The 24027-nt window shown below is 72.9% G+C and carries 25 protein-coding genes and 1 riboswitch; of the genes, 10 read left to right on the top strand and 15 right to left on the bottom strand.

Annotation, left to right across the window (positions count from 1 at the left end):
• Positions 1-24: 24 nt before the first annotated feature.
• The 4 genes from metF to ACGFYH_RS02635 all read right to left on the bottom strand — a co-directional run bounded on the left by metF (position 25) and on the right by ACGFYH_RS02635 (position 3736).
• Entirely contained in the window at positions 25-948 is a 924-nt protein-coding gene (gene metF / locus ACGFYH_RS02650) for a methylenetetrahydrofolate reductase [NAD(P)H] (RefSeq protein ID WP_393801292.1), read from the bottom strand.
• Positions 949-1093: 145 nt separating this feature from the next.
• Positions 1094-1753 (bottom strand): thiamine phosphate synthase, encoded by a 660-nt coding sequence (thiE, locus tag ACGFYH_RS02645; RefSeq protein ID WP_393801291.1) that lies wholly within the window; start codon positions 1751-1753, stop codon positions 1094-1096.
• Between the two features lie 295 nt (positions 1754-2048).
• A complete protein-coding gene (locus ACGFYH_RS02640) occupies positions 2049-2414 on the bottom strand; it encodes an Rv2175c family DNA-binding protein (protein ID WP_393801290.1) in 366 nt (121 codons plus the stop codon).
• A gap of 41 nt (positions 2415-2455) precedes the next feature.
• The gene (locus ACGFYH_RS02635; protein WP_393801289.1) at positions 2456-3736 is read right to left on the bottom strand and encodes an NAD(P)/FAD-dependent oxidoreductase; all 1281 of its coding nucleotides are present in this window, start codon (positions 3734-3736) and stop codon (positions 2456-2458) included.
• 424 nt (positions 3737-4160) lie between these two features.
• Positions 4161-4272: riboswitch (TPP riboswitch) on the top strand.
• Between ACGFYH_RS02635 and thiO the strand changes: the two genes are divergently transcribed.
• The 5 genes from thiO to ACGFYH_RS02610 all read left to right on the top strand — a co-directional run bounded on the left by thiO (position 4270) and on the right by ACGFYH_RS02610 (position 9723).
• Entirely contained in the window at positions 4270-5532 is a 1263-nt protein-coding gene (gene thiO / locus ACGFYH_RS02630) for a glycine oxidase ThiO (protein ID WP_393801288.1), read from the top strand. (Overlaps the previous riboswitch by 3 nt.)
• Positions 5529-5729 (top strand): sulfur carrier protein ThiS, encoded by a 201-nt coding sequence (gene thiS / locus ACGFYH_RS02625; protein WP_393801287.1) that lies wholly within the window; start codon positions 5529-5531, stop codon positions 5727-5729. The genes thiO and thiS overlap by 4 nt, the downstream gene beginning before the upstream one ends.
• 2 nt (positions 5730-5731) lie before the next feature.
• Positions 5732-6529 carry a thiazole synthase gene (locus ACGFYH_RS02620; RefSeq protein WP_393801286.1) on the top strand — a complete coding sequence of 266 codons (798 nt, stop codon included), beginning with the start codon at positions 5732-5734 and terminating at the stop codon, positions 6527-6529.
• 253 nt (positions 6530-6782) lie between these two features.
• A complete protein-coding gene (pknB, locus tag ACGFYH_RS02615; protein ID WP_393801285.1) occupies positions 6783-8771 on the top strand; it encodes a Stk1 family PASTA domain-containing Ser/Thr kinase in 1989 nt (662 codons plus the stop codon).
• 34 nt (positions 8772-8805) lie between these two features.
• Positions 8806-9723, top strand: coding sequence for a deoxyribonuclease IV (locus tag ACGFYH_RS02610; RefSeq protein WP_393801284.1), 918 nt, complete (start codon positions 8806-8808; stop codon positions 9721-9723).
• Positions 9724-9742: 19 nt separating this feature from the next.
• On the opposite strand, the gene ACGFYH_RS02605 is transcribed toward ACGFYH_RS02610, so the two are convergent.
• Entirely contained in the window at positions 9743-10390 is a 648-nt protein-coding gene (locus ACGFYH_RS02605) for a sulfite oxidase-like oxidoreductase (protein ID WP_393801283.1), read from the bottom strand.
• 191 nt (positions 10391-10581) lie between these two features.
• On the opposite strand from ACGFYH_RS02605, the gene bfr reads away from it, so the two are divergent.
• On the top strand, positions 10582-11085 hold the full coding sequence (gene bfr, locus ACGFYH_RS02600; RefSeq protein WP_393801282.1) for a bacterioferritin: 504 nt from the start codon (positions 10582-10584) through the stop codon (positions 11083-11085).
• A 13-nt stretch (positions 11086-11098) separates the two neighbouring features.
• On the opposite strand, the gene ACGFYH_RS02595 is transcribed toward bfr, so the two are convergent.
• Complete coding sequence (locus ACGFYH_RS02595) at positions 11099-11332, bottom strand: bacterioferritin-associated ferredoxin (protein ID WP_393801281.1); 234 nt, start codon at positions 11330-11332, stop codon at positions 11099-11101.
• A 165-nt stretch (positions 11333-11497) separates the two neighbouring features.
• Entirely contained in the window at positions 11498-12850 is a 1353-nt protein-coding gene (locus tag ACGFYH_RS02590; protein WP_393801280.1) for a class II 3-deoxy-7-phosphoheptulonate synthase, read from the bottom strand.
• A 228-nt stretch (positions 12851-13078) separates the two neighbouring features.
• Between ACGFYH_RS02590 and ACGFYH_RS02585 the strand changes: the two genes are divergently transcribed.
• Positions 13079-13135 (top strand): trp operon leader peptide, encoded by a 57-nt coding sequence (locus ACGFYH_RS02585; RefSeq protein WP_133888555.1) that lies wholly within the window; start codon positions 13079-13081, stop codon positions 13133-13135.
• A 97-nt stretch (positions 13136-13232) separates the two neighbouring features.
• Positions 13233-15149, top strand: a complete 1917-nt coding sequence (locus ACGFYH_RS02580) for an anthranilate synthase family protein (protein WP_393801279.1) — start codon at positions 13233-13235, stop codon at positions 15147-15149.
• Here the strand turns inward: ACGFYH_RS02580 and ACGFYH_RS02575 are convergent.
• From ACGFYH_RS02575 to ACGFYH_RS02555, 5 genes are all read right to left on the bottom strand, one after another.
• Positions 15101-16096: a 2-hydroxyacid dehydrogenase gene (locus tag ACGFYH_RS02575; RefSeq protein WP_393801278.1), complete on the bottom strand. Its 996-nt coding sequence runs from the start codon at positions 16094-16096 to the stop codon at positions 15101-15103. The two genes, ACGFYH_RS02580 and ACGFYH_RS02575, sit on opposite strands and share 49 nt — an antisense overlap.
• A gap of 72 nt (positions 16097-16168) precedes the next feature.
• Positions 16169-17197: a 6-phosphofructokinase gene (locus ACGFYH_RS02570; protein WP_393801277.1), complete on the bottom strand. Its 1029-nt coding sequence runs from the start codon at positions 17195-17197 to the stop codon at positions 16169-16171.
• A gap of 52 nt (positions 17198-17249) precedes the next feature.
• Complete coding sequence (locus ACGFYH_RS02565; protein ID WP_393801276.1) at positions 17250-17927, bottom strand: response regulator; 678 nt, start codon at positions 17925-17927, stop codon at positions 17250-17252.
• Positions 17920-19161, bottom strand: a complete 1242-nt coding sequence (gene macS / locus ACGFYH_RS02560) for a MacS family sensor histidine kinase (RefSeq protein WP_393801275.1) — start codon at positions 19159-19161, stop codon at positions 17920-17922. The genes ACGFYH_RS02565 and macS overlap by 8 nt, the downstream gene beginning before the upstream one ends.
• Before the next feature lie 42 nt (positions 19162-19203).
• Positions 19204-19950 carry a lysophospholipid acyltransferase family protein gene (locus ACGFYH_RS02555; RefSeq protein ID WP_393801274.1) on the bottom strand — a complete coding sequence of 249 codons (747 nt, stop codon included), beginning with the start codon at positions 19948-19950 and terminating at the stop codon, positions 19204-19206.
• A gap of 187 nt (positions 19951-20137) precedes the next feature.
• On the opposite strand from ACGFYH_RS02555, the gene ACGFYH_RS02550 reads away from it, so the two are divergent.
• Together ACGFYH_RS02550 and ACGFYH_RS02545 are read left to right on the top strand one after the other, a co-directional pair.
• Entirely contained in the window at positions 20138-20941 is an 804-nt protein-coding gene (locus ACGFYH_RS02550) for an alpha/beta hydrolase (protein WP_393801273.1), read from the top strand.
• Complete coding sequence (locus ACGFYH_RS02545; RefSeq protein ID WP_393801272.1) at positions 20934-21566, top strand: hypothetical protein; 633 nt, start codon at positions 20934-20936, stop codon at positions 21564-21566. The genes ACGFYH_RS02550 and ACGFYH_RS02545 overlap by 8 nt, the downstream gene beginning before the upstream one ends.
• Positions 21567-21581: 15 nt before the next feature.
• Here the strand turns inward: ACGFYH_RS02545 and ACGFYH_RS02540 are convergent, their stop codons facing one another.
• The 3 genes from ACGFYH_RS02540 to ACGFYH_RS02530 all read right to left on the bottom strand — a co-directional run bounded on the left by ACGFYH_RS02540 (position 21582) and on the right by ACGFYH_RS02530 (position 23986).
• Positions 21582-22346 carry an endonuclease/exonuclease/phosphatase family protein gene (locus ACGFYH_RS02540; RefSeq protein WP_393801271.1) on the bottom strand — a complete coding sequence of 255 codons (765 nt, stop codon included), beginning with the start codon at positions 22344-22346 and terminating at the stop codon, positions 21582-21584.
• Between the two features lie 77 nt (positions 22347-22423).
• Positions 22424-23377 carry an ROK family glucokinase gene (locus ACGFYH_RS02535; protein ID WP_393801270.1) on the bottom strand — a complete coding sequence of 318 codons (954 nt, stop codon included), beginning with the start codon at positions 23375-23377 and terminating at the stop codon, positions 22424-22426.
• A 54-nt stretch (positions 23378-23431) separates the two neighbouring features.
• The gene (locus ACGFYH_RS02530) at positions 23432-23986 is read right to left on the bottom strand and encodes a DUF5304 domain-containing protein (RefSeq protein ID WP_393801269.1); all 555 of its coding nucleotides are present in this window, start codon (positions 23984-23986) and stop codon (positions 23432-23434) included.
• Positions 23987-24027: the final 41 nt, after the last annotated feature.

Raw genomic sequence — 24027 nt, 5'->3', positions numbered from 1 at the left:
GTGTCGCAAATACGTGCGGCCGGTCTAGGCCCGCGGTGGGTGGTGCAGGCCCAGGTTCTCGTAGATCTCCAGCGTCGCCGTGGAGTTGTTGAGCGTGATGAAGTGCAGTCCGGGCACACCTTCGGCCAGCAGCCGCGCGCAGAATTCCGTGGCGAACTCGATGCCGATCGAGCGTACAGCCGCCGGATCGTCCTTCGCTGAGAGGATCCGCTCTTTCAGCTCCGCCGGGAACGAGGCGTTGCTGAGCTTCGGCAACCTCTCCAGCATCTTCACACTGGTCACCGGCATGACCTCGGGGATGACCGGGGTGTCGCACCCGGCCGCGGCGACCCGGTCACGCAGGCGCAGATAGGACTCGGGGTGGAAGAACATCTGGGTGATCGCGTAGTCGGCGCCGGCCCGGCACTTGTCGACGAAGTGCGTGACGTCCGCGTCCCAGTCGGCGGAGCGCGGGTGCATCTCCGGGAAGGCCGCGACGCCGACGCAGAAGTCGCCCGACTCCTTGATGAGCCTGACCAGTTCGGCGGCGTAGGCCAGGCCCTCGGGGTGCGCGATCCAGTCGGCGTTGGGGTCGCCGGGCGGGTCGCCGCGCACGGCCAGCATGTTGCGGATCCCGGCGTCGGCGTACTGGCCGATGATGTTGCGCAGCTCGGCGACGGAGTGGTCGACGGCGGTGAGGTGGGCCACCGGGGTCAGCGTGGTGTCGGCGACGATCTGCTGGGTCTCGCGGACCGTGCCCGCACGGGTGGAACCGCCGGCCCCGTAGGTCACGGAGACGAAGTCCGGGGCGACGGCCTCGACCCGCCTGAGCGCGCTCCACAGGTTCTTCTCGCCCTTGGGCGTCTTCGGCGCCGAGAACTCGAACGAGTACGTCGTCTTGCCGGTGGCGAGGATGTCACGCACCGTGCGGGCGCGATCCGTCCTCGTGCTTGCGGTTCCGAGGGCCATATGGGCAGGTTAGCCAGGGTGCGGCGGCCACCCAACCGGATGCGGGACATTTGTCCACATTGTCGAGTTGTTGTCCACCCCTTGGACACCCTTGGACAGCGCTGGACACCCGTCGGGTGCCCCTGACATCCCTGGCACTCCGGGCTCAGGCCCGCCGCAGTCGCTTCGCGAACTCGGCCGCCGCCGCACCCGGGTCGTCGGCGGCGGTGATCGCGCGGACGACGACCACGCGCCGGGCGCCCGCCTCCAGCACCTGGTCCAGATTGCCGAGGTCGATGCCGCCGATCGCGAACCAGGGGCGGTCGGTGCCCAGTGCCGCCGTGTGGCGGACCAGGCCGAGGCCGGGTGCGTGGCGGCCGGGCTTGGTGGGGGTCGGCCAGCACGGGCCGGCGCAGAAGTAGTCCACGCCCTCCTGGACTGCTGCGGCGGCGGCCTCGGACTCGGCGTGCGTGGAGCGGCCGACGAGGACGTCGTCGCCGAGGATCGCCCGGGCGGCGGGCACCGGCAGGTCGCCCTGCCCGAGATGCAGCACGTGGGCACGGGCGGCGTGGGCGACGTCCGCGCGGTCGTTGACCGCGAGGAGTTTGCCGTGGCGGGCGCAGGCGTCGGCGAAGACCTCCAGGTGCTCCAGCTCCTCGGCGGCCTCCATGCCCTTGTCCCGCAACTGCACGATGTCGACGCCGCCGGCCAGCACGGCGTCCAGGAAACCGGGCAGGTCGCCCCGGTCCCGGCGGGCGTCCGTGCACAGGTAGAGCCGGGCGTCGGCGAGCCGGGCGCGGGCGGTGGTCGGAGCGGTGTCGGGCATGTGGCGGTCCCCCGGTTCGGTGGCGTGGGCCCACTGCGGGCCGCGCGATCTTGGCATACGGGCAGCGGCGCGCCCCCGGCCGGCCCCGGCGGCGGCCGGCCGTCGGCGACGGGCCGTGGACGGCCCGCCGCCGACGGTACGGCGGCGGCAGCACGTCGCGGCCGTGGCCTGCGAGCCGCGGACCCTGCTGGACAGCGCTGAGGACCGTGCGGGTCCCCGGCGCCCGTGGGCCCGCGGCGCGCAGGCCGGGAGGTGTGGCGGGCCGGGAGGTGTGGCGGGCCGGCGGTGGGCCGGGTCAGACGGCGAGCGCCTGGGCGCGGCGCTTCACCTCCGTACCACGGTTCTCACTCAGGGCCTGGACGGGGGTGCCGGGCAGGCTCGGGTCGGGCGTGAAGAGCCACTCCAGCATCTCCTCGGCCGTGAAGCCGTCGTCCCGCAGCAGCGTCAGGGTCCCGACCAGGCCCTTGACGACCTTGTCCTCGTCGATGAAGGCCGCGGGGATGTGCAGCGCGCGGTTCTCACCGCGGCGTACGGCGATGAGCTGGCCTTCCTTGATCAGCTGGCGTACGCGGGTCACCTCGACGCCGAGCATCTCGGCGATGTCGGGAACGGTGAGCCAGGCAGGCACGAGAGCCTCGGTCTTTGCGTCAATCTCGGTCACGCCTCAAGCCTGCCATCTGGCGCTGACAGTCGGAAACCGGACTACGCCGTGGCCGCCGTGGCCGCCTTCAGCGGCCTCGCCGGGTCGGTCAGCAGGTCCGGGTCCATCGCCGTACCCGCCTGGATCAGCCGTCTGCCCTGTGCGAGGTCACGGGGGCGGCCCACCGCCAGCAGAGCGACCAGGCGGCCCTCGCGCAGCCAGCAGACCGTCCACGCCGGGAGCGAGGGCCCGCCGCGCCACAGGGTGGTGTCGGCGGCCGTGTGATGACCGGCGTACTGGACGAAGCGGCCGAACTGCTCGGACCAGAAGTACGGCACCGGGTCGTAGGCCGCCGGGGCCTCACCGCCCGGTGCGCCGACGATGTCCGCGGCGACCGTGCGCGGACCCTGGAGGGCGTTGTCCCAGTGGTGCACCAGCAGCCGCTCGCCGTAGCGGGCGGAGGGGAACGAGGCGCAGTCGCCGACCGCGTGGACGTCCGGTGCGGAGGTGCGCAGGCGGTCGTCGGCCAGGACCTCGCCGTGCGGACCGAGGGCGATGCCGGAGCCCGCCAGCCAGGCGGTGGCCGGACGGGCGCCGATCCCGACGACGACCGCGCCGGCGGGCAGCCGCGTGCCGTCGTCGAGGACGACCCGGCCGGACTCGCCGGGTCCGCCGGGCTCGACGCGTTCCACGCGCGCGTGGGTGCGCAGTTCGGCGCCCGCGTCGGCGTACCAGGCGGTCATCGGCGCGGCGACCTCGGCGGGCAGCACGCCGGCGAGGGGACGGTCGGCGGCCTCCACCACCGTCACCGCGCATCCCGCCTCGCGCGCGGCGGTGGCGAACTCGGCGCCGATCCAGCCCGCCCCGACGACCACGACGTCGTGCTGTTCGGCGAGCACCGGGCGCAGCCGTTCGGCGTCGTCCAGGGTGCGCAGCAGGTGTACGCCGGGCACGCCCTCGGCACCGGGCAGCCGGACCGGTTCGGCGCCGGTCGCGAGGACGAGGGCGTCGTACGGCACGGGCCCCTGGGAGGTGTCCAGGACGTGCGCGCCGGGGTGGACGCCGAGGGCCTCGCAGCCCAGCCGCAGGGTGACGCCGAGTGCCTCGAAGTCGACGTCGAAGGCGGACCCCTCGGCGGTGCCGAGCAGGACGGCCTTGGACAGCGGAGGACGGTCGTACGGTGGGTGCGGTTCCGCACCGATCAGGGTCACGGCGCCCGTGAAGCCCTGTTCCCGCAGGGCGACCGCGGTCTGCACGCCCGCCATCCCGGCGCCCACCACGACCGCACGGCGCTCCGTGTCCGCCGCCGGTCCCCGTCCCCGTTCCCGCGTCTGCTCGCTCACCTGATCACCATAGACATCTGGCAGAGGGTCAGTCAGCGCTCGTGCGCGGTGAGCTGATCCACAACGCGCGTTCCGCTGCCCGGCTGCGACTCCCGCACCCAGGCCCCCGTCCAGTCGCACACGCCCGTCCGGCAGCTCGACGACCGCGGACACGCGGTGCCCCGACGACGTGCTGCCGTCGGTCCCGGACCACACGTACCGCGAGTCGAGGCGGTCGCCTTCCCCGGTGCCCACCGGGCGGCCGCGGACGACGTCACCGCCGGGGTACTCGGCCCACACGGCACCGTCCCGTTCGTGGCAGGTGGACCGGGTGAGTGTGCCCACCCGGCCGGCGACGGGGGCGAGGGCGAGAGCGCCGAGTGAACGCACCACGGGCGGAGGTTCCCCTACACGTGCGATGCGCCGCGGGCTAGGGTGGCCCACGTAAAGCACTCGCGGGAGCCCGGACGCACCGGGCTGAGAGGGAGGCTGGCGGCCTCCGACCGTACGAACCTGATCCGGGTCATGCCGGCGAAGGGAGGGGCTGGACGCCCATGTCGTCTTCACCGCACACGCCGTCCGCGCCACACACGCCGTGTACGCCGCACATCCCGTCCACCGCCGCACCGCACCGGTCGCACACGTCCCGTACGCCCGACGTGCTCGTCGTCGGCGGCGGAATCGTCGGGCTGGTCACGGCCTGGCGGGCCGCGCAGCGCGGGCTGGTCACGGCCCTCGCGGACCCCGAGCCGGGCGGCGGGGCGGCCCAGGTGGCGGCCGGGATGCTGGCCGCCGTCACGGAGCTGCACCACGGCGAGCAGACGCTGCTCGCGCTGAACCTCGCCTCGGCCCGCCGCTACCCGGAGTTCGCGGCCGAGCTGACCGACCTGACCGGGCGCGACCTCGGTTACCGCCGCTGCGGCACACTCGCCGTCGCGCTGGACGCCGACGACCGCGCCCACCTGCGCGAACTGCACGCGCTCCAGCAGCGCTCCGGCCTGGAGTCGGAGTGGCTTTCGGGGCGCGAGTGCCGACGTCTGGAGCCGATGCTCGCGCCGGGCGTGCGCGGGGGGCTCCGGGTGGACGGCGACCACCAGATCGACCCCCGGCGCCTCGCCCGCGCGCTGGTGGCCGCCTGTGAGAACGCGGGCGTGGTCTTCCATGGGGTGTGGGCCGAGCGGCTCACCGTGGGGCGCGGTGACCGGGTCACGGGGGTCGTCACCGCCGACGGGACCGCGCTGGAGGCCGGGCAGGTGGTGCTGGCCGGGGGCAGCCTGAGCGGGCGGCTCACGGGCGTGCCGGAAGCGGTACTGCCGCCGGTGCGGCCCGTGAAGGGCCAGGTGCTGCGGCTCACCATGCCGGGGACGCACGGGCCGCTGCTGAGCCGGACGGTGCGTGCCGTGGTGCGCGGCAACCCCCTCTACCTGGTGCCCCGGGAGAGCGGCGAGCTGGTCGTCGGCGCCACCAGCGAGGAGCTGGGCTGGGACACGACGGTCACCGCGGGCGGTGTCTACGAGCTGCTGCGCGACGCCCACGAGCTGGTCCCCGGCATCACGGAGCTGCCCCTGACGGAGACCCGCGCGGGTCTGCGCCCCGCCTCCCCGGACAACGCCCCGCTGCTCGGCCCGACCGGCCTCGACGGTCTGCTGCTGGCCACCGGGCACTACCGCAACGGCGTCCTGCTCACCCCCGTCACGGGTGACGTCATGGCGCACGCCCTGACCACCGGAGAGCTGCCGGAGGAGGCCCGCCCCTTCACCCCCCTGCGCTTCGGTGCCGCACCCGCACTCCCGGAACTCTCGGAGCAGCCCGCATGAAGATCTCCGTCAACGGCGAGCCGCGCGAGGTGGCTCCCGGCACGGCCCTGGACGCTCTGGTGGGCACGCTCACCCCGGCGCCGTCCGCAGTGGCCGCGGCCCTGAACGAGACCGTCGTCCCGCGCGCACAGTGGCCCGCCACCGCCCTGGCCGACGGCGACCGCGTCGAAGTGCTCACCGCCGTCCAGGGAGGCTGACCATGGCCGACGATTCCCTTGTCCTCGGCGGCACGTCGTACGGATCCCGCCTGATCATGGGTACGGGCGGCGCGCCCAGCCTGGACGTGCTGGAGCACGCCCTGGTGGCCTCCGGCACGGAGCTGACGACCGTCGCGATGCGGCGGGTGAACACCTCGGTGCACGGGTCCGTGCTGTCCGTCCTCGACCGGCTCGGCATTCGCGTACTGCCGAACACGGCCGGCTGCTTCACCGCCGGGGAGGCGGTGCTCACCGCGCGGCTCGCACGCGAGGCACTCGGCACGGACCTGGTCAAGCTGGAGGTCATCGCCGACGAGCGCACGCTGCTGCCGGACCCGGTCGAGCTGCTGGACGCGGCGGAGACGCTGGTCGACGACGGGTTCACGGTGCTGCCTTACACGAACGACGACCCCGTGCTCGCGCGGAAGCTGGAGGACGTCGGGTGCGCGGCGGTCATGCCGCTGGGCTCGCCGATCGGGTCCGGGCTCGGTATCCGCAACCCGCACAACTTCCAGCTGATCGTGGAGCACGCGCGGGTGCCGGTGATCCTGGACGCGGGGGCCGGTACGGCGTCGGACGCGGCGCTGGCGATGGAGCTGGGATGTGCCGGTGTGATGCTGGCCTCGGCGGTGACGCGGGCGCAGGAGCCGGTTCTGATGGCGGAGGGCATGCGGCACGCCGTGGAGGCGGGGCGGCTGGCACGGCGGGCGGGACGGATCCCCCGACGGCATTTCGCCGCGGCGTCCTCTCCCGCGGAAGGCCTGGCCGATCTCGATCCGGAGCGGCCCGCCTTTCGGTAACCCGGCGCTGTCCTGGGGGCTTGCCCCTCCGTGGACCACCCGTCCCGGCCGGACAATGAGGGGGGCCTCGCTCGTGGGAGTCGCTCGCCGTCGGCGGCCGGCCCGCCGTCGCCGGGCGGGCCGGTGGGTCGTGTCCGGACGGTCGGCGGCCCGTGCCCGGGTGCGCGGCGCCTTCGTCACAGGTCCGCTTCAGTAGCGCCCCGATTCCGGGCGGCGCCGCGGGGTGTCGGTGCCGGCTCGTACACTCACCTGCGTGGACACGACCCTTCAGGACCCTCTCGTCGGGCAGGTGCTCGACGGCCGGTACCGCGTCGAGGCGCGGATCGCGGTCGGCGGGATGGCCACGGTCTACCGGGCCGTGGACACCCGCCTGGACCGCATGCTCGCGCTGAAGGTGATGCACCCGGCTCTGGCGACCGACGCCACCTTCGTCGAGCGGTTCATCCGCGAGGCCAAGTCGGTGGCCCGGCTCGACCACCCCAATGTCGTCCAGGTCTTCGACCAGGGGGCCGAGGGGGCGTACGTCTACCTGGCCATGGAGTACATCGCGGGCTGCACCCTGCGGGACGTGCTGCGCGAGCGCGGGGCCCTGCGGCCGCGGGCCGCGCTGGACATCCTGGAGCCGGTGCTGGCCGCGCTGGGCGCGGCGCACCGGGCGGGGTTCGTGCACCGGGACATGAAGCCGGAGAACGTGCTCATAGGGGACGACGGCCGGGTCAAGGTCGCCGACTTCGGCCTGGTCCGCGCCGTGAACACCGTCACCAGCACCAGCGGCGCCGTCCTCGGCACCGTCTCCTACCTGGCCCCCGAGCAGATCGAGCACGGCACCGCCGACCCCAGGGTCGACGTGTACGCGTGCGGTGTCGTGCTGTACGAGATGCTGACCGGCGCCAGGCCGCACGACGGGGACTCGGCCGCCGCGGTGCTCTACAAGCACCTCCACGAGGACGTGCCGCCGCCGTCGGCCGCCGTGCCGGAGATGGCGTACGAGCTGGACGAGCTGGTCGCCGCGACGACCGCGCGCAACCCGGAGATCCGCCCGCACGACGCCGTGGCGCTGCTCGCGCGGGCCCGCGAGGCGCGCGAGGCGCTGAGCGCGGGCCAGCTGGACGCGGTGCCGCCGCAGGCGCTCACCGCGGCGCACGACAACGCCGAGGACCGTACGAGCGTGATCCCGCGCGCGCTGACCTCCCCCGCGCCCGGCTTCGCCCGCGCGGGAGGGCCCCCGTCCGGGCCGCTGCCCGTCGTTGAGGACGAACGCGACGGCAGGCGTGTCGGCTCCGCCGCGGACGGGATCGACCGCACCAGCCGGCTGGCGGTCCCCCCGCCGGCCGCACCCGGGTCCCGCCGGCCCCGGCTGCGGCGCGGCCCGCTGACGGTCGTCGTGGCCGTCCTGCTGGTGCTCGGCGTCGGCACGGGCGTCTGGTACATCAACTCCGGCCAGTTCACCAAGGTGCCGCCGCTGCTGTCCAAGACCGAGGAGCAGGCCCGGGACCGGCTGGACGACGCCGGGCTGGACGTCGGCAAGGTGCGGCACGCCTACAGCGACACCGTGGAGCGCGGCGAGATCGTCAGCACCGACCCCGGGGTGGGCGAGCGCATCCGGAAGAACGACTCCGTGTCGCTCACGGTCTCCGACGGCCCCGACACCGTGAAGCTGCCGGACGTGGCGGGCTACGGGCTGGACCGGGCGCGCACGCTGCTCAAGGACGAGGGCCTGGAGCCGGGCATGGTGACCGAGGAGTTCAGCGACGAGGCGGCCAAGGGCTTCGTGATATCCACCGAGCCCGGGTCGGGCACCACGGTCCGCGCGGGCTCGGCGGTCGCGCTGGTCGTCAGCAAGGGCAGCCCGATCGACGTCCCGGACGTCACCGGCGACGACCTGGACGACGCGAAGGACGAGCTGACGGAGCTCGGCCTGGAGGTGAGGGTCGCCGACGCGCGGGTGAACTCCGAGTACGACAGCGGCCGGGTGGCCCGGCAGACGCCGGGCCCGGGCGGCCGGGCCGCCGAGGGGGACACGGTGACCCTCACGGTGTCCAAGGGCCCCCGGATGGTCGAGGTCCCGGACGTGGTCGGCGACAGCGTGGACGACGCCAGGGGCAGGCTGGAGGACGCGGGCTTCGAGGTGGACGAGGACCGGGGTCTGCTCGGGCTGTTCGGCGACACCGTCGAGGACCAGTCGGTGGACGGCGGGGACACCGCTCCCGAGGGCTCCACCATCAAGATCACCATCAGGTGACGGGACACCGTCCGTCGCATGACACCCTGGAAGGGTGAAGAGTCAACAGTCCGCCCCCTCACCTGCCTCCGCCACCTCACCCGCCTCACCCGTCCTCCCCCGCAATCCCGTCGGCGGCCATGTCCCCGTGGCCGGCGGACTGCACTCCGCGGGGCTGTCGTATGCCCGTGAGCTGAAGGCGGAGACCGTGCAGGTCTTCGTCGCCAACCCGCGCGGCTGGGCCACGCCGGCCGGCAGTCCGAAGCAGGACGAGGCGTTCCGTGAGGCCTGCGCGGCCGGGCCGGTCCCGGCGTACGTGCACGCGCCGTACCTGATCAACTTCGGTTCGCACACCGAGGCGACGGTGGAGCGGTCGGTCGAGTCGCTGCGGCACTCGCTGCGGCGCGGGCGGGCGATCGGGGCGCTCGGCGTGGTGGTGCACACCGGGAGCGCGACCGGCGGACGGGACCGGTCGGTGGCGCTGAAGCAGGTGCGGGAGCACATGCTGCCGCTGCTCGACGAGCTGACCCACGACGACGACCCGTATCTGCTGCTGGAGTCGACCGCCGGCCAGGGCGCCTCCCTGTGCTCGCGGACCTGGGACTTCGGGCCGTACTTCGAGGCGCTGGACGCCCATCCGAAACTGGGCGTGTGCCTGGACACCTGCCACATCTTCGCCGCCGGCCACGACCTGACCGGGCCGTCGGGCATGCACCGGACCCTCGACCTGCTGGTCGACACCGTCGGCGAGGGCAGGCTGAAGCTGATCCACGCCAACGACTCCAAGGACGTGGCCGGAGCGCACAAGGACCGGCACGAGAACATCGGCGCCGGACACATCGGTGAGGACCCGTTCCGTGCGCTGATGACGCATCCGGCGACCGAGGGCGTGCCGCTGGTCATCGAGACGCCGGGCGGCAAGGAGGGACACGCGGCGGACGTGGAGCGGCTGAAGAAGCTGCGCGACGGCTGACCCCGAAGGGGCGGGCCGGTCAGAGCTCGGGGCCGTCCCCGGGCTTCTCCTGGTAGGAGTAGCGCTGCTCACGCCACGGGTCGCCGATGTTGTGGTAGCCGCGCTCCTCCCAGAATCCGCGCCGGTCGGCGGTCATGTACTCGATGCCGCGGACCCACTTCGGGCCCTTCCAGGCGTACAGGTGCGGGACGACCAGCCGGAGCGGGAAGCCGTGCTCGGCGGTGAGCAGTTCGCCGTCCTTGTGGGTGGCGAACAGGGTGCGCTCGGCGGCGAAGTCGGCCAGCCTGAGGTTGGAGCTGAATCCGTACTCGGCCCACACCATCACGTGGGTGACGCCGGGCGCGGGCGGGGCGAGGTCCAGGATCATGGTGGCCGGGACGCCGCCCCACTCGGAGCCGAGCATGCTGAACTTGGTGACGCAGTGCAGGTCGGCGACGACCGTGGTGTACGGCAGGGCGGTGAACTCGTCGTGGGTCCAGCCGTGCTTCTCGTCGTCGGCGGTGGCGCCGAAGACCCGGAACTCCCAGCGCTCGGGACGGAACTTGGGGACCGGTCCGTAGTGCGTGACGGGCCAGCCGCGCTGCAGTCGCTGCCCGGGCGGGAGCTCGAACCGCGAGGCTCCCTGCGAACCGTCCGCTCCCGATCCGTGTTCCACCGGCTGACCCATGCCTCCATCCTGACAGACCCGGACCGATGCCCCTGACCCACCTCACTTACATTCGGGTAAACAGTCACAAGAATGACGAAGACGACTAAGCCTGTACTTACTTACTAAGTCAACACTTACTGGACGATCTTCAACGCCGGTGCAATCATGCCGCGCAACACGCCTGTTCCCGTTCGAAGGAGCGTCAAGCGATGCAGGGCGACCCGGAAGTCATCGAGTTCCTCAATGAGCAGCTGACCGCCGAGCTCACGGCCATCAACCAGTACTTCCTGCACGCGAAGCTGCAGGACCACAAGGGCTGGACGAAGCTCGCGAAGTACACGCGCGCGGAGTCCTTCGACGAGATGCGCCACGCCGAGATGCTCACCGACCGCATCCTGCTCCTGGACGGCCTGCCGAACTACCAGCGGCTCTTCCACGTGCGGGTCGGCCAGAGCGTGACCGAGATGTTCCAGGCCGACCGGGAGATCGAGGTGGAGGCGATCGACCGGCTGCGCCGGGGCATCGAGGTGATGCGCGCCAAGCACGACATCACGTCGGCCAACGTCTTCGAGGCGATCCTCGCCGACGAGGAGCAGCACATCGACTACCTGGACACCCAGCTGGAGCTGGTCGAGAAGCTGGGCGAGCCGCTCTACCTGTCGACGGTCATCGAGCAGACCCAGCCGGACTCCTCGGGACCGGGCCCGCTCTAGAGAGGCCCTGGTCTCAGGCCGCCTCGGGAAGCTCCGCGAGGACGGGCGCCCCCTGGTCGGCCGGCTCCCGGCGGGGGCAGGCGCCGCGGCCGAGGAGGGCCTGGATGCGCCGTACGCAGCCCCCGCAGTCGGTGCCCGCCTTGCAGGCGGAGGCGATCTGCCGGGGCGTGCACGCGCCGGTCTCCGCGTGGCTCCTCACCTGTTCCTCGGTCACACCGAAGCAGCTGCAGACGAACACGCGGTTCACCTCCCGGACGGGGTACAGGGTCGTGCCGTACCGACGACCGGAGAGCCCGACTGATCGGTGAGGCAAACCTAACCTTACCCACCACACGAGGCCGGCAAAAGTGGGAGGGGCGCGGATGCCGTGTGACCCGCGCCCCATTTCACCCGCCCGCCCCGGGACGGACCGTCACTGGTCCCGGTACATCTCCGCCACCAGGAACGCCAGGTCGAGCGACTGGCTGCGGTTGAGCCGCGGGTCGCAGGCCGTCTCGTAACGCTGGTGCAGGTCGTCGACGAAGATCTCGTCGCCGCCGCCCACGCACTCGGTGACGTCGTCGCCGGTCAGCTCCACGTGGATGCCGCCGGGGTGGGTGCCGAGCGACTTGTGGACCTCGAAGAAGCCCTTGACCTCGTCGAGGACGTCGTCGAAGCGGCGGGTCTTGTGGCCGGAGGCCGCCTCGTAGGTGTTGCCGTGCATCGGGTCGGTGATCCAGGCGACGGTGGCGCCGGAGGCGGTGACCTTCTCCACCAGCTCGGGAAGCCTGTCGCGGATCTTGTCCGCGCCCATGCGGACGATGAAGGTCAGCCGGCCGGGCTCGCGCTCGGGGTCGAGGCGCTCGATGTACTGCAGCGCCTCCTCGGCCGTGGTGGCCGGGCCGAGCTTGATGCCGATCGGGTTGCGGATACGCGAGGCGAACTCGATGTGCGCGTGGTCCAGCTGGCGGGTGCGCTCACCGATCCACACCATGTGCCCGGAGACGTCGTACAGCTGCCCGGTGCGGGAGTCGACGCGGGTGAGGGCCGACTCGTAGTCGAGCAGCAGCGCCTCGTGCGAGGAGAAGAACTCGACCGTCTGGAACTCGGCCGGGTCCGTCCCGCAGGCCCGCATGAAGTTCAGCGCGTTGTCGATCTCCCGGGCGAGCTGCTCGTAACGCTGACCGGACGGGGAGGACTTCACGAAGTCCTGGTTCCAGGCGTGCACCTGCCGCAGGTCGGCGTAGCCACCGGTGGTGAAGGCACGCACCAGGTTCAGCGTGGACGCCGAGGCGTGGTACATGCGCTTGAGCCGCTCGGGGTCCGGGATGCGGGCCGCTTCGGTGAAGTCGAAGCCGTTGACGGAGTCGCCGCGGTAGGTCGGCAGGGTCACACCGTCGCGGGTCTCGGTCGGCTTCGAGCGCGGCTTGGAGTACTGGCCGGCGATCCGGCCGACCTTCACCACGGGCACGGACGCGGCGTACGTGAGCACGGCGCCCATCTGGAGGAGGGTCTTCAGCTTGTTGCGGATGTGGTCCGCGGACACCCCGTCGAAGGCCTCGGCGCAGTCGCCGCCCTGGAGGAGGAACGCCTCTCCCTCGGCGACGGCCGCCATCCGGGCGCGCAGCTGGTCGCACTCGCCCGCGAAGACGAGCGGCGGATACGACTCGAGGTCCGCGATCACTGCGCGCAGAGCCTCAAGGTCGGGGTACTCGGGCTGCTGCGCCGCGGGCAAGTCTCGCCAGGTGTTGCCAGCGCTCGGGCTGGTCTTAGCGTTCACGGTCACCCCTCAACACTACGGGGTCGCGTCACGCGGTTTTCGCGTGGCTCGACAGGTGAGACGGGACCCGGTGCGGACCCCGTGGCCGCATTGGACTCTCCCGCGCCATCACATCGGAATCACGCGGTGCTCATCTACGTATCGGGCGCATATCGGGGTGCGGGCGTCGGGCGCGGAGCGGCACCGACGGAAAGTGACCGCGGCGCCGCGCGCGGATGCGCTAGGGTCGGCGGCATGTTCGCGCACTCGACCCAGAACTGGTGGTGGACCGCTCGTCCGGCGGCCCACTGACTGCGCGTTACGCAAGACTTCGCGAAGGCCGCCCGAGGGGCGGCCTTCGGTGTTCTCGCGACCGGGTCCGTTCCTCCTCGACAGAGGGACACCGTCCATGACACCGCCCACGGCACCGCTCGACCGCCTCCTGGCCGACCCCCGCCCGTTCGCCCTGCTCCGCCGCCGTGCCCCCGGCCACGACCACGACCTCGTGGAACTGCTGCTCGGCCCGGTCGCGGAGCACGACGAACTCGCCGCCCTGCCCGACGAAGGGCTGGCGCTCGTCCCCTTCCGGCAGATCCGCGAGCGCGGCTTCGACGTCCGCGACGACGGCACACCGCTGCTGGTGCTCACCCCCGAGGAGCGGTACGGCATCCCGCTCGCCGAGGCCCTCGCGCAACTGCCCGCGCACGAGGTCCGGGTCGAGGGCGGCGGCTTCGACGTCGGCGACGAGGAGTACGCGCGGATCGTCGGGCGGGTGCTGGACGAGGAGATCGGGCGGGGCGAGGGCGCCAACTTCGTGATCCGGCGGACCTACGAGGGCCGGATTCCCGGGTTCGGGCGGGCCGACGCGCTGGCGCTGTTCCGGCGGCTGCTCGAGGGCGAGCGGGGCGCGTACTGGACGTTCGTCGTGCACACCGGGGACCGGACGCTGGTGGGCGCCAGCCCGGAGGTGCACGTCCGCATGTCCGGGGGGACGGTGGTGATGAACCCGATCAGCGGCACCTACCGCTACCCCGCCGAGGGACCGACCCCCGAGCACCTGCTGGGCTTCCTCGCCGACGGCAAGGAGATCGAGGAGCTGTCGATGGTCGTCGACGAGGAGCTGAAGATGATGTGCGCCGTCGGTGACATGGGCGGGGTGGTCGTCGGCCCGCGGCTGAAGGAGATGGCGCACCTCGCGCACACCGAGTACGAACTGCGCGGCCGTTCCTCGCTGGACGCGCGGGAGGTGCTGCGCCAGACGATGTTCGCGGCGACGGTCACCGGCTCGCCGGTGCAGAACGCCTGCCGGGTCATCGAGCGGCACGAGGCCGGGGGGCGGGGCTACTACGCGGGCGCGCTGGCGCTGCTCGGGCGGGATCCGGGTGACGGACCGGGGCAGACCGCCGGCGCCCAGACGCTCGACTCCCCCATCCTGATCCGTACCGCGGACATCGACACGGAGGGGCGGCTGCGGGTGCCGGTCGGCGCCACGCTGGTGCGCGGCTCGGACCCGGCGGGCGAGGTCGCGGAGACCCACGCCAAGGCGGCCGGAGTGCTGGCGGCGCTGGGCGTACGGCCGTCCCGGCCGGGCGCGGAGGCCGAGCGGCCGGGGCTCGCCGACGATCCCCGGGTGCGGGCCGCGCTGGACGGGCGGCGCGCCTCGCTGGCCCCGTTCTGGCTGCGGATGCAGGAGCGGTCGGCCGCGCTCGCCGGGCACGCCCTGGTCGTCGACGCGGAGGACACCTTCACGGCGATGCTCGCGCACGTGCTGCGCTCGTCGGGACTGACGGTGAGCGTGCGGCGGTACGACGAGCCGGGGCTGCGCGAGGCGGTGCTCGGGCACGGGGGCCCGGTGGTACTGGGGCCCGGCCCCGGCGACCCGTCTGATCCGGCCGACTGGAAGATGCGCTTCCTGCGGGCCCTGACCGCCGAGGTGGTCGGGGCGCACCGGCACGGCGTCCTCGGTGTCTGCCTCGGGCACGAGCTGATCGCGGCGGAACTGGGCCTCGACATCGTCCGCAAGGAGGTGCCGTACCAGGGCGCGCAGACGGAGATCGACCTGTTCGGGCGGCGGGAGACGGTCGGTTTCTACAACAGCTTCACCGCGCGCTGCGACGACGCGAGGGCCGGTGAACTGGCCGCGCACGGCATCGAGGTGAGCCGGTCGGCGGGCGGCGAGGTGCACGCGCTGCGCGGGCCGGGCTTCGGGGGCGTCCAGTTCCACCCCGAGTCGGTGCTCACGCTGAACGGCGCCGCGATCGTGCGGGAGCTGACCGGTCAGCTGCGCGGGACGAGTACGTTCTCCGAGCGGCGGCCCTCCCGGTAGTCGAGGACGTTGCGCACCGTCGCGCCGACGATCTGGCCGACGGCGTCCTCGGTGTAGTACGCCTGGTGCGAGGTCACCAGCACGTTCGGGAAGGTGACGAGGCGGGCCAGGGTGTCGTCCTCGACGGCCTGCAGGGACCTGTCGAGGAAGAACAGGCCCGCCTCCGCCTCGTACACGTCCAGGCCCACGCCCGTGAAGCGGCCGGCGCGCAGCTCGCCGACGAGGGCCGCGGTGTCGATCAGGCCGCCGCGGCTGGAGTTGACGAGGACGGCGTCGTCGCGCATCGACTTCAGGGCGGCCGCGTCGATCAGGTGCCGGGTCTCGGCCATCAGCGGGACGTGCAGGCTGATCAGGTCGGACCGGGCGAGCAGCTCGTCCTTCGGGACGTAGCGCATGCCGAGTTCCGCGCAGGCCGGGTTCTCGGCGACGTCCCAGCCGAGCAGCCGCATGCCGAAGCCGTGGGCGATCCGGGCGAAGGCCTCGCCGATCCTGCCGGTGCCGAGGACGCCGGCGGTGCGGCCGTGCAGGTCCCGGCCCATCAGGCCGTCCAGGCGGAAGTCGAAGTCGCGGGTGCGGATGGAGGCGCGCACGATCCGCCGGTTGACGGCCATGGCGAGGGTCCAGGCGAACTCGGCGACCGAGTGGGGCGAGTAGTACGACACCCTGGCCACGGTCACGCCGAGCCGCTCGGCCGTGTCCAGGTCGACGTTGTTGAAGCCGGTGGAGCGCTGGGCCACCATCCGGGTGCCGCCGGCCGCGAGGATCTCCAGCACCTCCGCGCCGAGGTCGGCGTTGACGGACGTGGAGACGATCTCGTGGCCGGCCGCGATGGGGGCGGTGTCCGCGTTGAGGAAGACGTCCAGGCAGCGGACGTCCCCGTGATCGCGGAAGGCCCGCTCGATCAGGGGCTTCTCGTCGGCCTGGACGCCGAAGGCAAGGATCTCCATGACCGCTCCCGTTCCGGTGGGCTCCGGGCCGAATATACGGCCCTCGGCCCACCGTCGCCGGTCGGCGCCCGGTCAGCCGAAGAAGACGCCGACCTCCTCGTACAGCGCCGGGTCGACCGTTTTCAGCCGGGCCGTGGCCTCGGCGATCGGGACGCGGACGATGTCCGTGCCGCGCAGGGCGACCATTTTGCCGAAGTCCCCGTCGCGTACGCAGTCGATGGCGTGCAGGCCGAAGCGGGTGGCGAGCCAGCGGTCGAAGGCGCTGGGCGTGCCGCCGCGCTGGACGTGGCCGAGGACGGTGGTGCGGGCCTCCTTGCCGGTGCGTTTCTCGATCTGCTTGGCCAGCCATTCGCCGACCCCGGACAGCCGGACGTGCCCGTAGGAGTCCAGCGACTCGTCCTTGAGCACCAGGTCGCCGTCGCGGGGCATCGCCCCCTCGGCGACGACCACGATCGGGGCGTAGGACGCCCGGAACCGCGAGGTCACCCAGGCGCACACCTGCTCGATGCCGAAGCGCTGCTCGGGGATGAGGATGACGTTGGCACCGCCGGCCAGGCCCGAGTGGAGCGCGATCCAGCCGGCGTGCCGGCCCATGACCTCGACGACCAGTACGCGCATGTGCGACTCGGCGGTGGTGTGCAGCCGGTCGATGGCCTCCGTGGCGATGCCGACCGCGGTGTCGAAGCCGAAGGTGTAGTCGGTGGCGGACAGGTCGTTGTCGATGGTCTTGGGGACGCCGACGCAGGGCACGCCGTACTCGTCCGCGAGGCGGGTGGCGACGCCGAGGGTGTCCTCGCCGCCGATGGCGACCAGGGCATCGACGCCGAGTCCGGCGAGGTTCTCCCTGATGCGCCGGATGCCGTCCTCCCGCTGGAGCGGATTGGTGCGCGAGGATCCGAGGATGGTGCCGCCGCGGGGCAGGATGCCGCGGACGGCCGGGATGTCGAGACGGACGGTGTCGCCCTCCAGGAGGCCGCGCCAGCCGTCCCGGAAGCCGGTGAAGTCGTAGCCGTACTCCTGGACGCCCTTGCGGACGACGGCCCGGATGACGGCGTTGAGCCCGGGGCAGTCGCCGCCTCCGGTCAGTACTCCGACCTTCATCGCACAACCCCTTTGCGAGGGTGAGTGGTTGAGGCCACTGTCCCGCGTGGGGTCAGGCGTCGTCCAGACCTCGTTCTATCGCGTACCGCACCAGCTCCACCCGGTTGTGCAGCTGGAGCTTGCCCAGGGTGTTCTGGACGTGGTTCTGCACGGTGCGGTGGGAGATGACGAGGCGTTCGGCGATCTGCTTGTAGCTCAGACCCTTGGCGACCAGGCGCAGCACCTCGGTCTCCCGGTCGGTGAGCCGGGGCGTGCCGGGGTCGTCGGTGCCCGCGGCGGGGGCCGGTTCGGAGGCGAGGCGGCGGTACTCGCCGAGGACCAGACCGGCCAGGCCCGGGGTGAAGACCGGGTCGCCGGCGGCCGTGCGGTGCACCGCGTCCCGCAACTCCTCGGTGGACGCCGACTTCAGCAGGTATCCGGTCGCGCCGGACTTCACCGCCTCCAGCACGTCGGCGTGCTCACCGCTCGCCGAGAGCACGAGGACGCGCAGCCGCGGGTCGGCGCCGACGACTTCCTTGCAGACCTGGACGCCGGGCTTGCCCGGCAGGTTGAGGTCGAGCACGAGGACGTCGGGCGCGGCGGCCCGGGCCCGGCGCACCGCCTGGTCGCCGTCGCTCGCGGTGGCGACCACGTCGAAGCCGGACTCGGCCAGGTCCCGGGCGACTGCGTCGCGCCACATCGGGTGGTCGTCGACCACCATGACCCTGATCGGGCCCTGTCGTTCACTCATGGTCCGCTGCCTTTCGCCCGCGCGGCGCCGCCGCCGGTTGCTTCGGTGCCCTCAGTTCCACCTCGGTGCCCTGTCCCGGCACCGAGATCAGCTCGGCCGTGCCGCCGAGGTCGCGCAGCCGGCCCCTGATCGACAGGGCCACGCCGAGCCGCCCCTCGCCCTCGGCCTCGGCGAGCCGCCCGTCCGGGATGCCGGGCCCCTCGTCGCGGACGGTGACGAGCACCTCGTCCGGCTCGTCCTCCACCAGGATCCAGGCGCGCGCCTGCCCGCCGACGTGCTCGCGGACATTGTCCAGGGCGGCCCCCACGGCGGCCGCCAGCTCCCGCGCGGCGGCCGGAGCCAGGAGGACCGGGGCGCCCGGCTCGGCGAGGTTCACGAGGGAGCCCGCGTACGGGGCGAGCAGGGCGCGCAGGTCGACAAAACCCGTCGCGGCCCCTCCCTCCGGTTCCTCGACCACCCGTACGACCGCGCCCTCGGCGGCGTTTTCCGACACGCGGGAGACGGGCACCAGGCCGCCGGAGACCAGGGTGCGCAGCGCCACCTCCTGCTCACCGGCCAGCCGGCCCAGCTCGGCCGCCTCGCCGCCGATGACGGCGCCCCGGCGCTGCACCATCGCCAGCACCTGGAGGACGCTGTCGTGGATGTCCCGGGCCAGCCGCTCCCGCTCCCTGGTCGCCGCCTCGATCTCCAGGGCGCGCGCGAGGGTGCGCTCGGAGGCGCGGGCGACCTCGACGACGTAGCCGATCGCGATGGAGGCGACCCAGACGAGGACGACGTTGTGGACGGTGTCGCGGGCCGGGGTGCCGCGTTCGACCAGGTTGGCGACGGCGACGAGGGTGGAGGCGAGGGCGGCCCAGCGCCAGCCGCCCTTGACGGCGAAGGCCAGCACGGAACCGGCGGTCCATATCGACGGCAGGGTCGGGCCGCCGTCCATGACGCGTGCGTGGGCGTCGGCGAGGGGCGTGAGCATGATGCCGGTCAGCGCGACGGTGAGGTCGGCGGCGAGGAACCGCTTGGTGCAGCTCGCCGCGTTCGCGACCCTGGGGAGGGTGGCCAGGGTCCAGACGAGGAGGACGGCGTAGTAGGCGACGGCGAGCCAGGGGCGGGCGAAGCCGGAGCAGGCGGTGGCGAAGAAGCCGATCGCGTACAGCATGGTGAGCACGCGGTAGCCGGCGAGCGCGCGCCACAGCGGCTGCTCGACCGACATCCTCATGACCCTCTCGCGCCCGGTCATGTTCCCCCTCCCCCGAGTCCGGTGCCGGTGCCGGTGTGCCGGCTACGTCCCGGTCCGGTCCCGCTCCGCCTGGGCGAGCGCGGCCCTCGCCGCCCTGCCCGCCTCCTTCTCCGCCCTCGCCGCCTCCGCGAGCTGCCGCTTCATGGCGGTCGCGTACATGTCGACGTACTCCTGGCCGGAGAGCTTCATGATTTCGTACATGACCTCGTCGGTCACCGCGCGGAGCACGAAGCGGTCGTGCTCCATGCCCTGGTAGCGGGCGAAGTCCAGCGGCTTGCCGATGCGGATGCCGGGCCGCATCAGCTTCGGCATCACCTGCCCCGGCGGCTGGATCTTCTCGGTGTCGATCATGGCGACCGGGATGACGGGCGCGCCGGCGGCGAGGGCCACGCGCGCGAGGCCGCCCGGCTTGCCGCGGTAGAGGCGGCCGTCCGGGGAGCGCGTGCCCTCGGGGTAGATGCCGAACAGCTCCCCGCGCTCCAGGACCTGCATGCCGCTCCTGATGGCGGCCTCCCCCGCGCCGCGCGCGCCGGAGCGGTCCACCGGGAGCTGGCCCGCGCTCTTGAAGAAGGCGGCCGTCAGCCTGCCCTTGACCCCGGGGGTGTTGAAGTACTCGGCCTTGGCGATGAAGGTCACCTTGCGGTCGAGGACGGCGGGCAGGAAGAACGAGTCGGAGAACGACAGGTGGTTGCTCGCCACAATGGCGGGGCCGTCGGCCGGAATGTGCTCCAGCCCCTCCACCCAGGGCCGGAAGGCGAGCTTCAGCGAACCCCCCACCGTGACCTTCATCGCGCCGTACAACAACCGAGTGCCTCCTGTGTCTGTGGCTCAGACCTTAACCCGGGGCACCGTCAATGGCCCCGACGGCCCTGGTCGGTGTCAGTGCGGTCGCGTACGGTGAAGTAGCCGCAAGTACCCACGAGCACCGCACCCGACGTGCCGGCTGTGCCGGCCCCCGACGACAGGAGACCGAGACGTGCCGGTCCTGCCCGGAGCCGAGCCGTTCCGCCACGAGGGCGGGGAGGTCGGCGTCCTCCTCTGCCACGGCTTCACCGGTTCCCCGCAGTCGCTGCGCCCCTGGGCGCGGTACCTGGCCGCGCGCGGCCTGAGCGTGGCGCTGCCGCTGCTGCCCGGGCACGGCACGCGCTGGCAGGACATGCAGGTCACCGGCTGGCAGGACTGGTACGCGGAGGTGGACCGCGAGCTGCGCGTCCTGCGCGAGCGCTGCGCGCGGGTCTTCGTGGCCGGCCTGTCCATGGGCGGCGCGCTGGCGCTGCGGCTCGCCGCCAGGCACGGGGACGCGGTGTCGGGCGTCGTGGTCGTCAACCCGGCGAACCGGATGCACGGCGTGGCCCAGCACGCCCTCCCGGTCCTGCGCCATCTCGTGCCCGCGGCGAAAGGCATCGCCAGCGACATCGCCAAGCCGCTCAGCGCGGAGCTGGGGTACGACAGGGTGCCGTTGCACTCGGCGCACTCGCTGCGCGCCTTCTTCCGTCTCGCCGACGGCGACCTGCCGCAGGTGACCCAGCCGCTGCTGCTGCTGCGCAGTCCGCAGGACCACGTGGTGCCGCCGGCCGACTCGGCCCGGATCCTCGGCCGGGTGTCGTCGACGGACGTGACGGAGATCCTGCTGGAAGAGAGCTACCACGTGGCGACGTTGGACCACGATGCGGACCGGATCTTCGCGGAGAGCGTCGCGTTCATCGGCCGGCTCGCGCCCGGTTCCGTCGGGGAACCGGAGTCCGGTCTCGGCAAGGAAGGGACGACCGCAGGTGGCTGAGCACGACTCCGACCGCGAGGACCGCGAGGAGCGCGAGGAGCGGGAACCGGAGCGGGAGCGGGAGCACCGCGAGGGACGGGAGCGCGCGGCTGACGGCGGTCCCGAGGAGCAGGACGTGTCCTATGACGAGGACGCCGCCTGGGCCGCGATCGTCGCCGGGTACGGGGAGGAGCCCCCGGATCCGCCGGGTGCGAAGCCGTTCAAGTCGGTGGAGGACCTGGCGCTCCTGGAGCCCGAGGTGAACGACGAGAAGCCCTCGGCGGACCGGCCCTCCCCGGCCCGGCCGCTGGGCGGCTCCGTCGCGTTCGCGCCCGGGGTCGGTCCCCGCGACCACACGCCCGCCGAGCCGTCCGACGACGACCTCGGCGAGGACGACGAGGGCCACTTCGTGCCTCCCGAGCCGCCACCGCTGCCCGAGGCGGATCCCACCTCGAAGTTCGCCTGGCTGGGCGTGCTCGGCGGTCCGGTGCTGCTTCTGCTGGCGGTGGTGCTCGGCTGGGACATGACCTGGTGGCTGACGACCCTGAGCATCGGCGGCTTCCTCGGCGGCTTCGCCACCCTGGTCGTGCGGATGCGGACGGGCGACGAGGACGACGACGATCCGGGGCGGGGCGCGGTGGTGTGACCTGCCGGGCCCCGGTCAGGTGGTCGCGGGTACGCGGAGGGCGGTCAGGACCGGGAGGTGGTCCGTGGCCGCCCTCAGGTCGTCCTCGGCGACCCCGGGCAGTCCCGACGGCACCCCGCAGCCGAGCACCTCGACGCCCTCGGTGACGAAGACCGCGTCGATACGGCGGTCCGGGCCGGTCGCGGGAAAGGTGTACTCGCCGCCCCAGGGCGCGGCGGTCCAGCAGTCGCGCAGACCGTCGCCGAGCCGCCGGAAGGTGCGGCCGCCGGGGCGCTCGTTCAGGTCGCCGCCCGCCACGGCGTGCCGCACGCCCAGTGCGGCCAGCTGGTCGAGGAGCAGGCCGGCCTGCTCGAAGCGCTCGTCCGGCCGCAGCGACAGATGGGAGCTGAGTACGCCGAGACGGGCGCCGCCGATCCCGACCACGGCGGTGGCGAGCCCCCGGCGGTGCTGACCGGGGGTGAGCGGGAGCAGCACGTCCTCGGTGCGCTCCACGGTGGCCCGCAGGGAGCACAGCAGCGCGGGTCCGGCGGCCGTGCCGCCCCCGGAGAGCAGGACCAGGTCGGTGGCGGCGGCGAGCCGGGTGAGCTTCTTGCGCCAGCGGAAGAAGCGGGGGGCCTCCTGGAGGAGGACGAGGTCGGGCGCGCAGGCCTTGACGACGCGGGCGAGGGCGGCGGTGTCGTCGCGCATCGAGCGGACGTTGTAGCTCAGGACGCGGACGACCGCGGAACCGTCGGGTTCGGTACGGGAGTTGGGGAGGGGAGACAGAAAGGACGTTGCCATGTGGATCAAGATACGACGATGCCCGTCGTCCCCGGCCGGGGCTCGACGGGCTCGGTCGTACGGGAGGCGCCGCGGCGCTACATGATCGGGTCGGGCTCCCGGGCCAGGTCGGCCGCTCCCACCAGGCCGGCCTTGTTGCCGAGCTGGGCGGCGATCACGTCGGCGACCGGACGCCAGTTGCCGCCGACCAGCCACCGCTTGTAGGACTTGCGGATCGGGTCGAGGACCAGGTCGCCCTCGTCGGAGAGGCCGCCGCCGACGATGAAGGCGGACGGGTCGAAGAGCGAGGCCAGGTCGGCGAGGCCGGCGCCGGCCCAGCGGGCCAGTTCCCGGTAGGAGTCGACGGCGACCGGGCAGCCCTGGCGGGCGGCCACGGAGATGTGCTTGCCCTCGATGCCGTCGGGGGTGCCGTCGCCGAGCGCGAGCAGGACCTCGGCGCGCTCGGGCGTGGCGTTGGCGCGCTGCTTGGCGTACCTCACCAGCGCCCGTCCCGACGCGTACTGCTCCCAGCAGCCCTGCGAACCGCAGCCGCACAGCAGGCCGTCGGGCACCATCCGGATGTGGCCGAACTCGGCGGCCACGCCGAAGTGGCCGCGGCGCAGCTTGTTGCCGATGATGATGCCGCCGCCGAGGCCGGTGCCGAGGGTGATGCAGATGACGTTGCGGTGGCCCTTGCCGCCGCCGAACCTGTACTCGCCCCAGGCCGCGGCGTTGGCGTCGTTCTCCACGACGACGGGGAGGCCGACGCGGGCCTGCACCTTCTCCTTGAGCGGCTCCTGGCGCCAGTCGATGTTGGGCGCGAAGTAGACCGTGGAGCGCTGGCGGTTGACGTAGCCGGCGGCACCGATGCCGACTCCGACGATCGCGTGACCCACGCGTGCACCCTCCACCGCGGAGGCGATGGCGTCCACGATGGCCTCGGGCGTGCTGGGGGTCGGCACCTTGTGGGTCGAGAGGATGTTGCCTTCCTCGTCGACCACGCCGGCCGCGATCTTCGTGCCGCCGATGTCGACGCCGATGGTGAGTCCCATGAATCCCTCAGTTCGGTCGAGCCCCGCTAAGGGCAACCGTACCCGAGGCGGGGCTCAGTCCAGGTCGATGCGCTGTCCCGGGCCGGTGCCCTCGTCGCCCTCGTCGTCGCCCCCGGCGCCGGGTTCGCCCAGGTCGCGGGGGTCGCGCGGGTCCTCGGGCGGGGTGTCGCCGGTGGTCCAGCGGCGTTCCTGGTTCTGGACGGCGGAGCGGTAGGCGGCGAGGAGTTCACCGCCGGCGGCCGCGAGATGGTCGAACACGTCCGGGTTGCGCTCGATCACCGGTTCGACGGCGGCCCTGGCCTGCTGGACGACCTGCCGGACCACCTGCTGGGCGGCGGGTCCGGCGACCTGGCCGAGCAGGGGGGACTGGAGACCGGACAGCTTGTCCGCGACGGTGTCGACGAGCCGGCGCAGCTCCTCGGCGGCCGAACCGGGCGGCGGCCCGTACTCGGCACGGCGACGGGCCTTCTCCGCCTCCAGGTCCTCGGCGCACGCCGTCGCCCAGGCGTCGGCGTCGGCCGCACGCGTCTCGTCGGCCGCACGCGTCTCGTCGACCGCGTCGGCCTCGTCGGGGCGGGGTGCCTCGGACGGGGGGAGCTCTTCGCTCATGACGGACTCCTGACTACGGTTCGTTCTTACGACGTTACCCG

The sequence above is a fragment of the Streptomyces sp. NPDC048392 genome, assembly GCF_043200575.1.
GTDB lineage: Bacteria > Actinomycetota > Actinomycetes > Streptomycetales > Streptomycetaceae > Streptomyces.
The sequence above is the reverse complement of the archived record's forward strand: the minus strand, read 5'-3'. Positions and strand labels throughout refer to the sequence as shown.

What these genes read in the sequence shown, in the direction of transcription:
- thiO (WP_393801288.1), top strand. Translation starts at nt 4,270, where the DNA reads ATGTCGTCTTCACCGCACACGCCGTCCGCGCCACACACGCCGTGTACG.
- ACGFYH_RS02565 (WP_393801276.1), bottom strand. Translation starts at nt 17,927, where the DNA reads ATGAGTGAACGACAGGGCCCGATCAGGGTCATGGTGGTCGACGACCAC.
- ACGFYH_RS02555 (WP_393801274.1), bottom strand. Translation starts at nt 19,950, where the DNA reads ATGAAGGTCACGGTGGGGGGTTCGCTGAAGCTCGCCTTCCGGCCCTGG.
- thiE (WP_393801291.1), bottom strand. Translation starts at nt 1,753, where the DNA reads ATGCCCGACACCGCTCCGACCACCGCCCGCGCCCGGCTCGCCGACGCC.
- ACGFYH_RS02535 (WP_393801270.1), bottom strand. Translation starts at nt 23,377, where the DNA reads ATGGGACTCACCATCGGCGTCGACATCGGCGGCACGAAGATCGCGGCC.
- ACGFYH_RS02530 (WP_393801269.1), bottom strand. Translation starts at nt 23,986, where the DNA reads ATGAGCGAAGAGCTCCCCCCGTCCGAGGCACCCCGCCCCGACGAGGCC.
- metF (WP_393801292.1), bottom strand. Translation starts at nt 948, where the DNA reads ATGGCCCTCGGAACCGCAAGCACGAGGACGGATCGCGCCCGCACGGTG.
- ACGFYH_RS02605 (WP_393801283.1), bottom strand. Translation starts at nt 10,390, where the DNA reads ATGGGTCAGCCGGTGGAACACGGATCGGGAGCGGACGGTTCGCAGGGA.
- ACGFYH_RS02575 (WP_393801278.1), bottom strand. Translation starts at nt 16,096, where the DNA reads ATGGAGATCCTTGCCTTCGGCGTCCAGGCCGACGAGAAGCCCCTGATC.
- macS (WP_393801275.1), bottom strand. Translation starts at nt 19,161, where the DNA reads ATGACCGGGCGCGAGAGGGTCATGAGGATGTCGGTCGAGCAGCCGCTG.
- ACGFYH_RS02580 (WP_393801279.1), top strand. Translation starts at nt 13,233, where the DNA reads ATGACACCGCCCACGGCACCGCTCGACCGCCTCCTGGCCGACCCCCGC.
- ACGFYH_RS02540 (WP_393801271.1), bottom strand. Translation starts at nt 22,346, where the DNA reads ATGGCAACGTCCTTTCTGTCTCCCCTCCCCAACTCCCGTACCGAACCC.
- bfr (WP_393801282.1), top strand. Translation starts at nt 10,582, where the DNA reads ATGCAGGGCGACCCGGAAGTCATCGAGTTCCTCAATGAGCAGCTGACC.
- ACGFYH_RS02570 (WP_393801277.1), bottom strand. Translation starts at nt 17,197, where the DNA reads ATGAAGGTCGGAGTACTGACCGGAGGCGGCGACTGCCCCGGGCTCAAC.
- thiS (WP_393801287.1), top strand. Translation starts at nt 5,529, where the DNA reads ATGAAGATCTCCGTCAACGGCGAGCCGCGCGAGGTGGCTCCCGGCACG.
- ACGFYH_RS02620 (WP_393801286.1), top strand. Translation starts at nt 5,732, where the DNA reads ATGGCCGACGATTCCCTTGTCCTCGGCGGCACGTCGTACGGATCCCGC.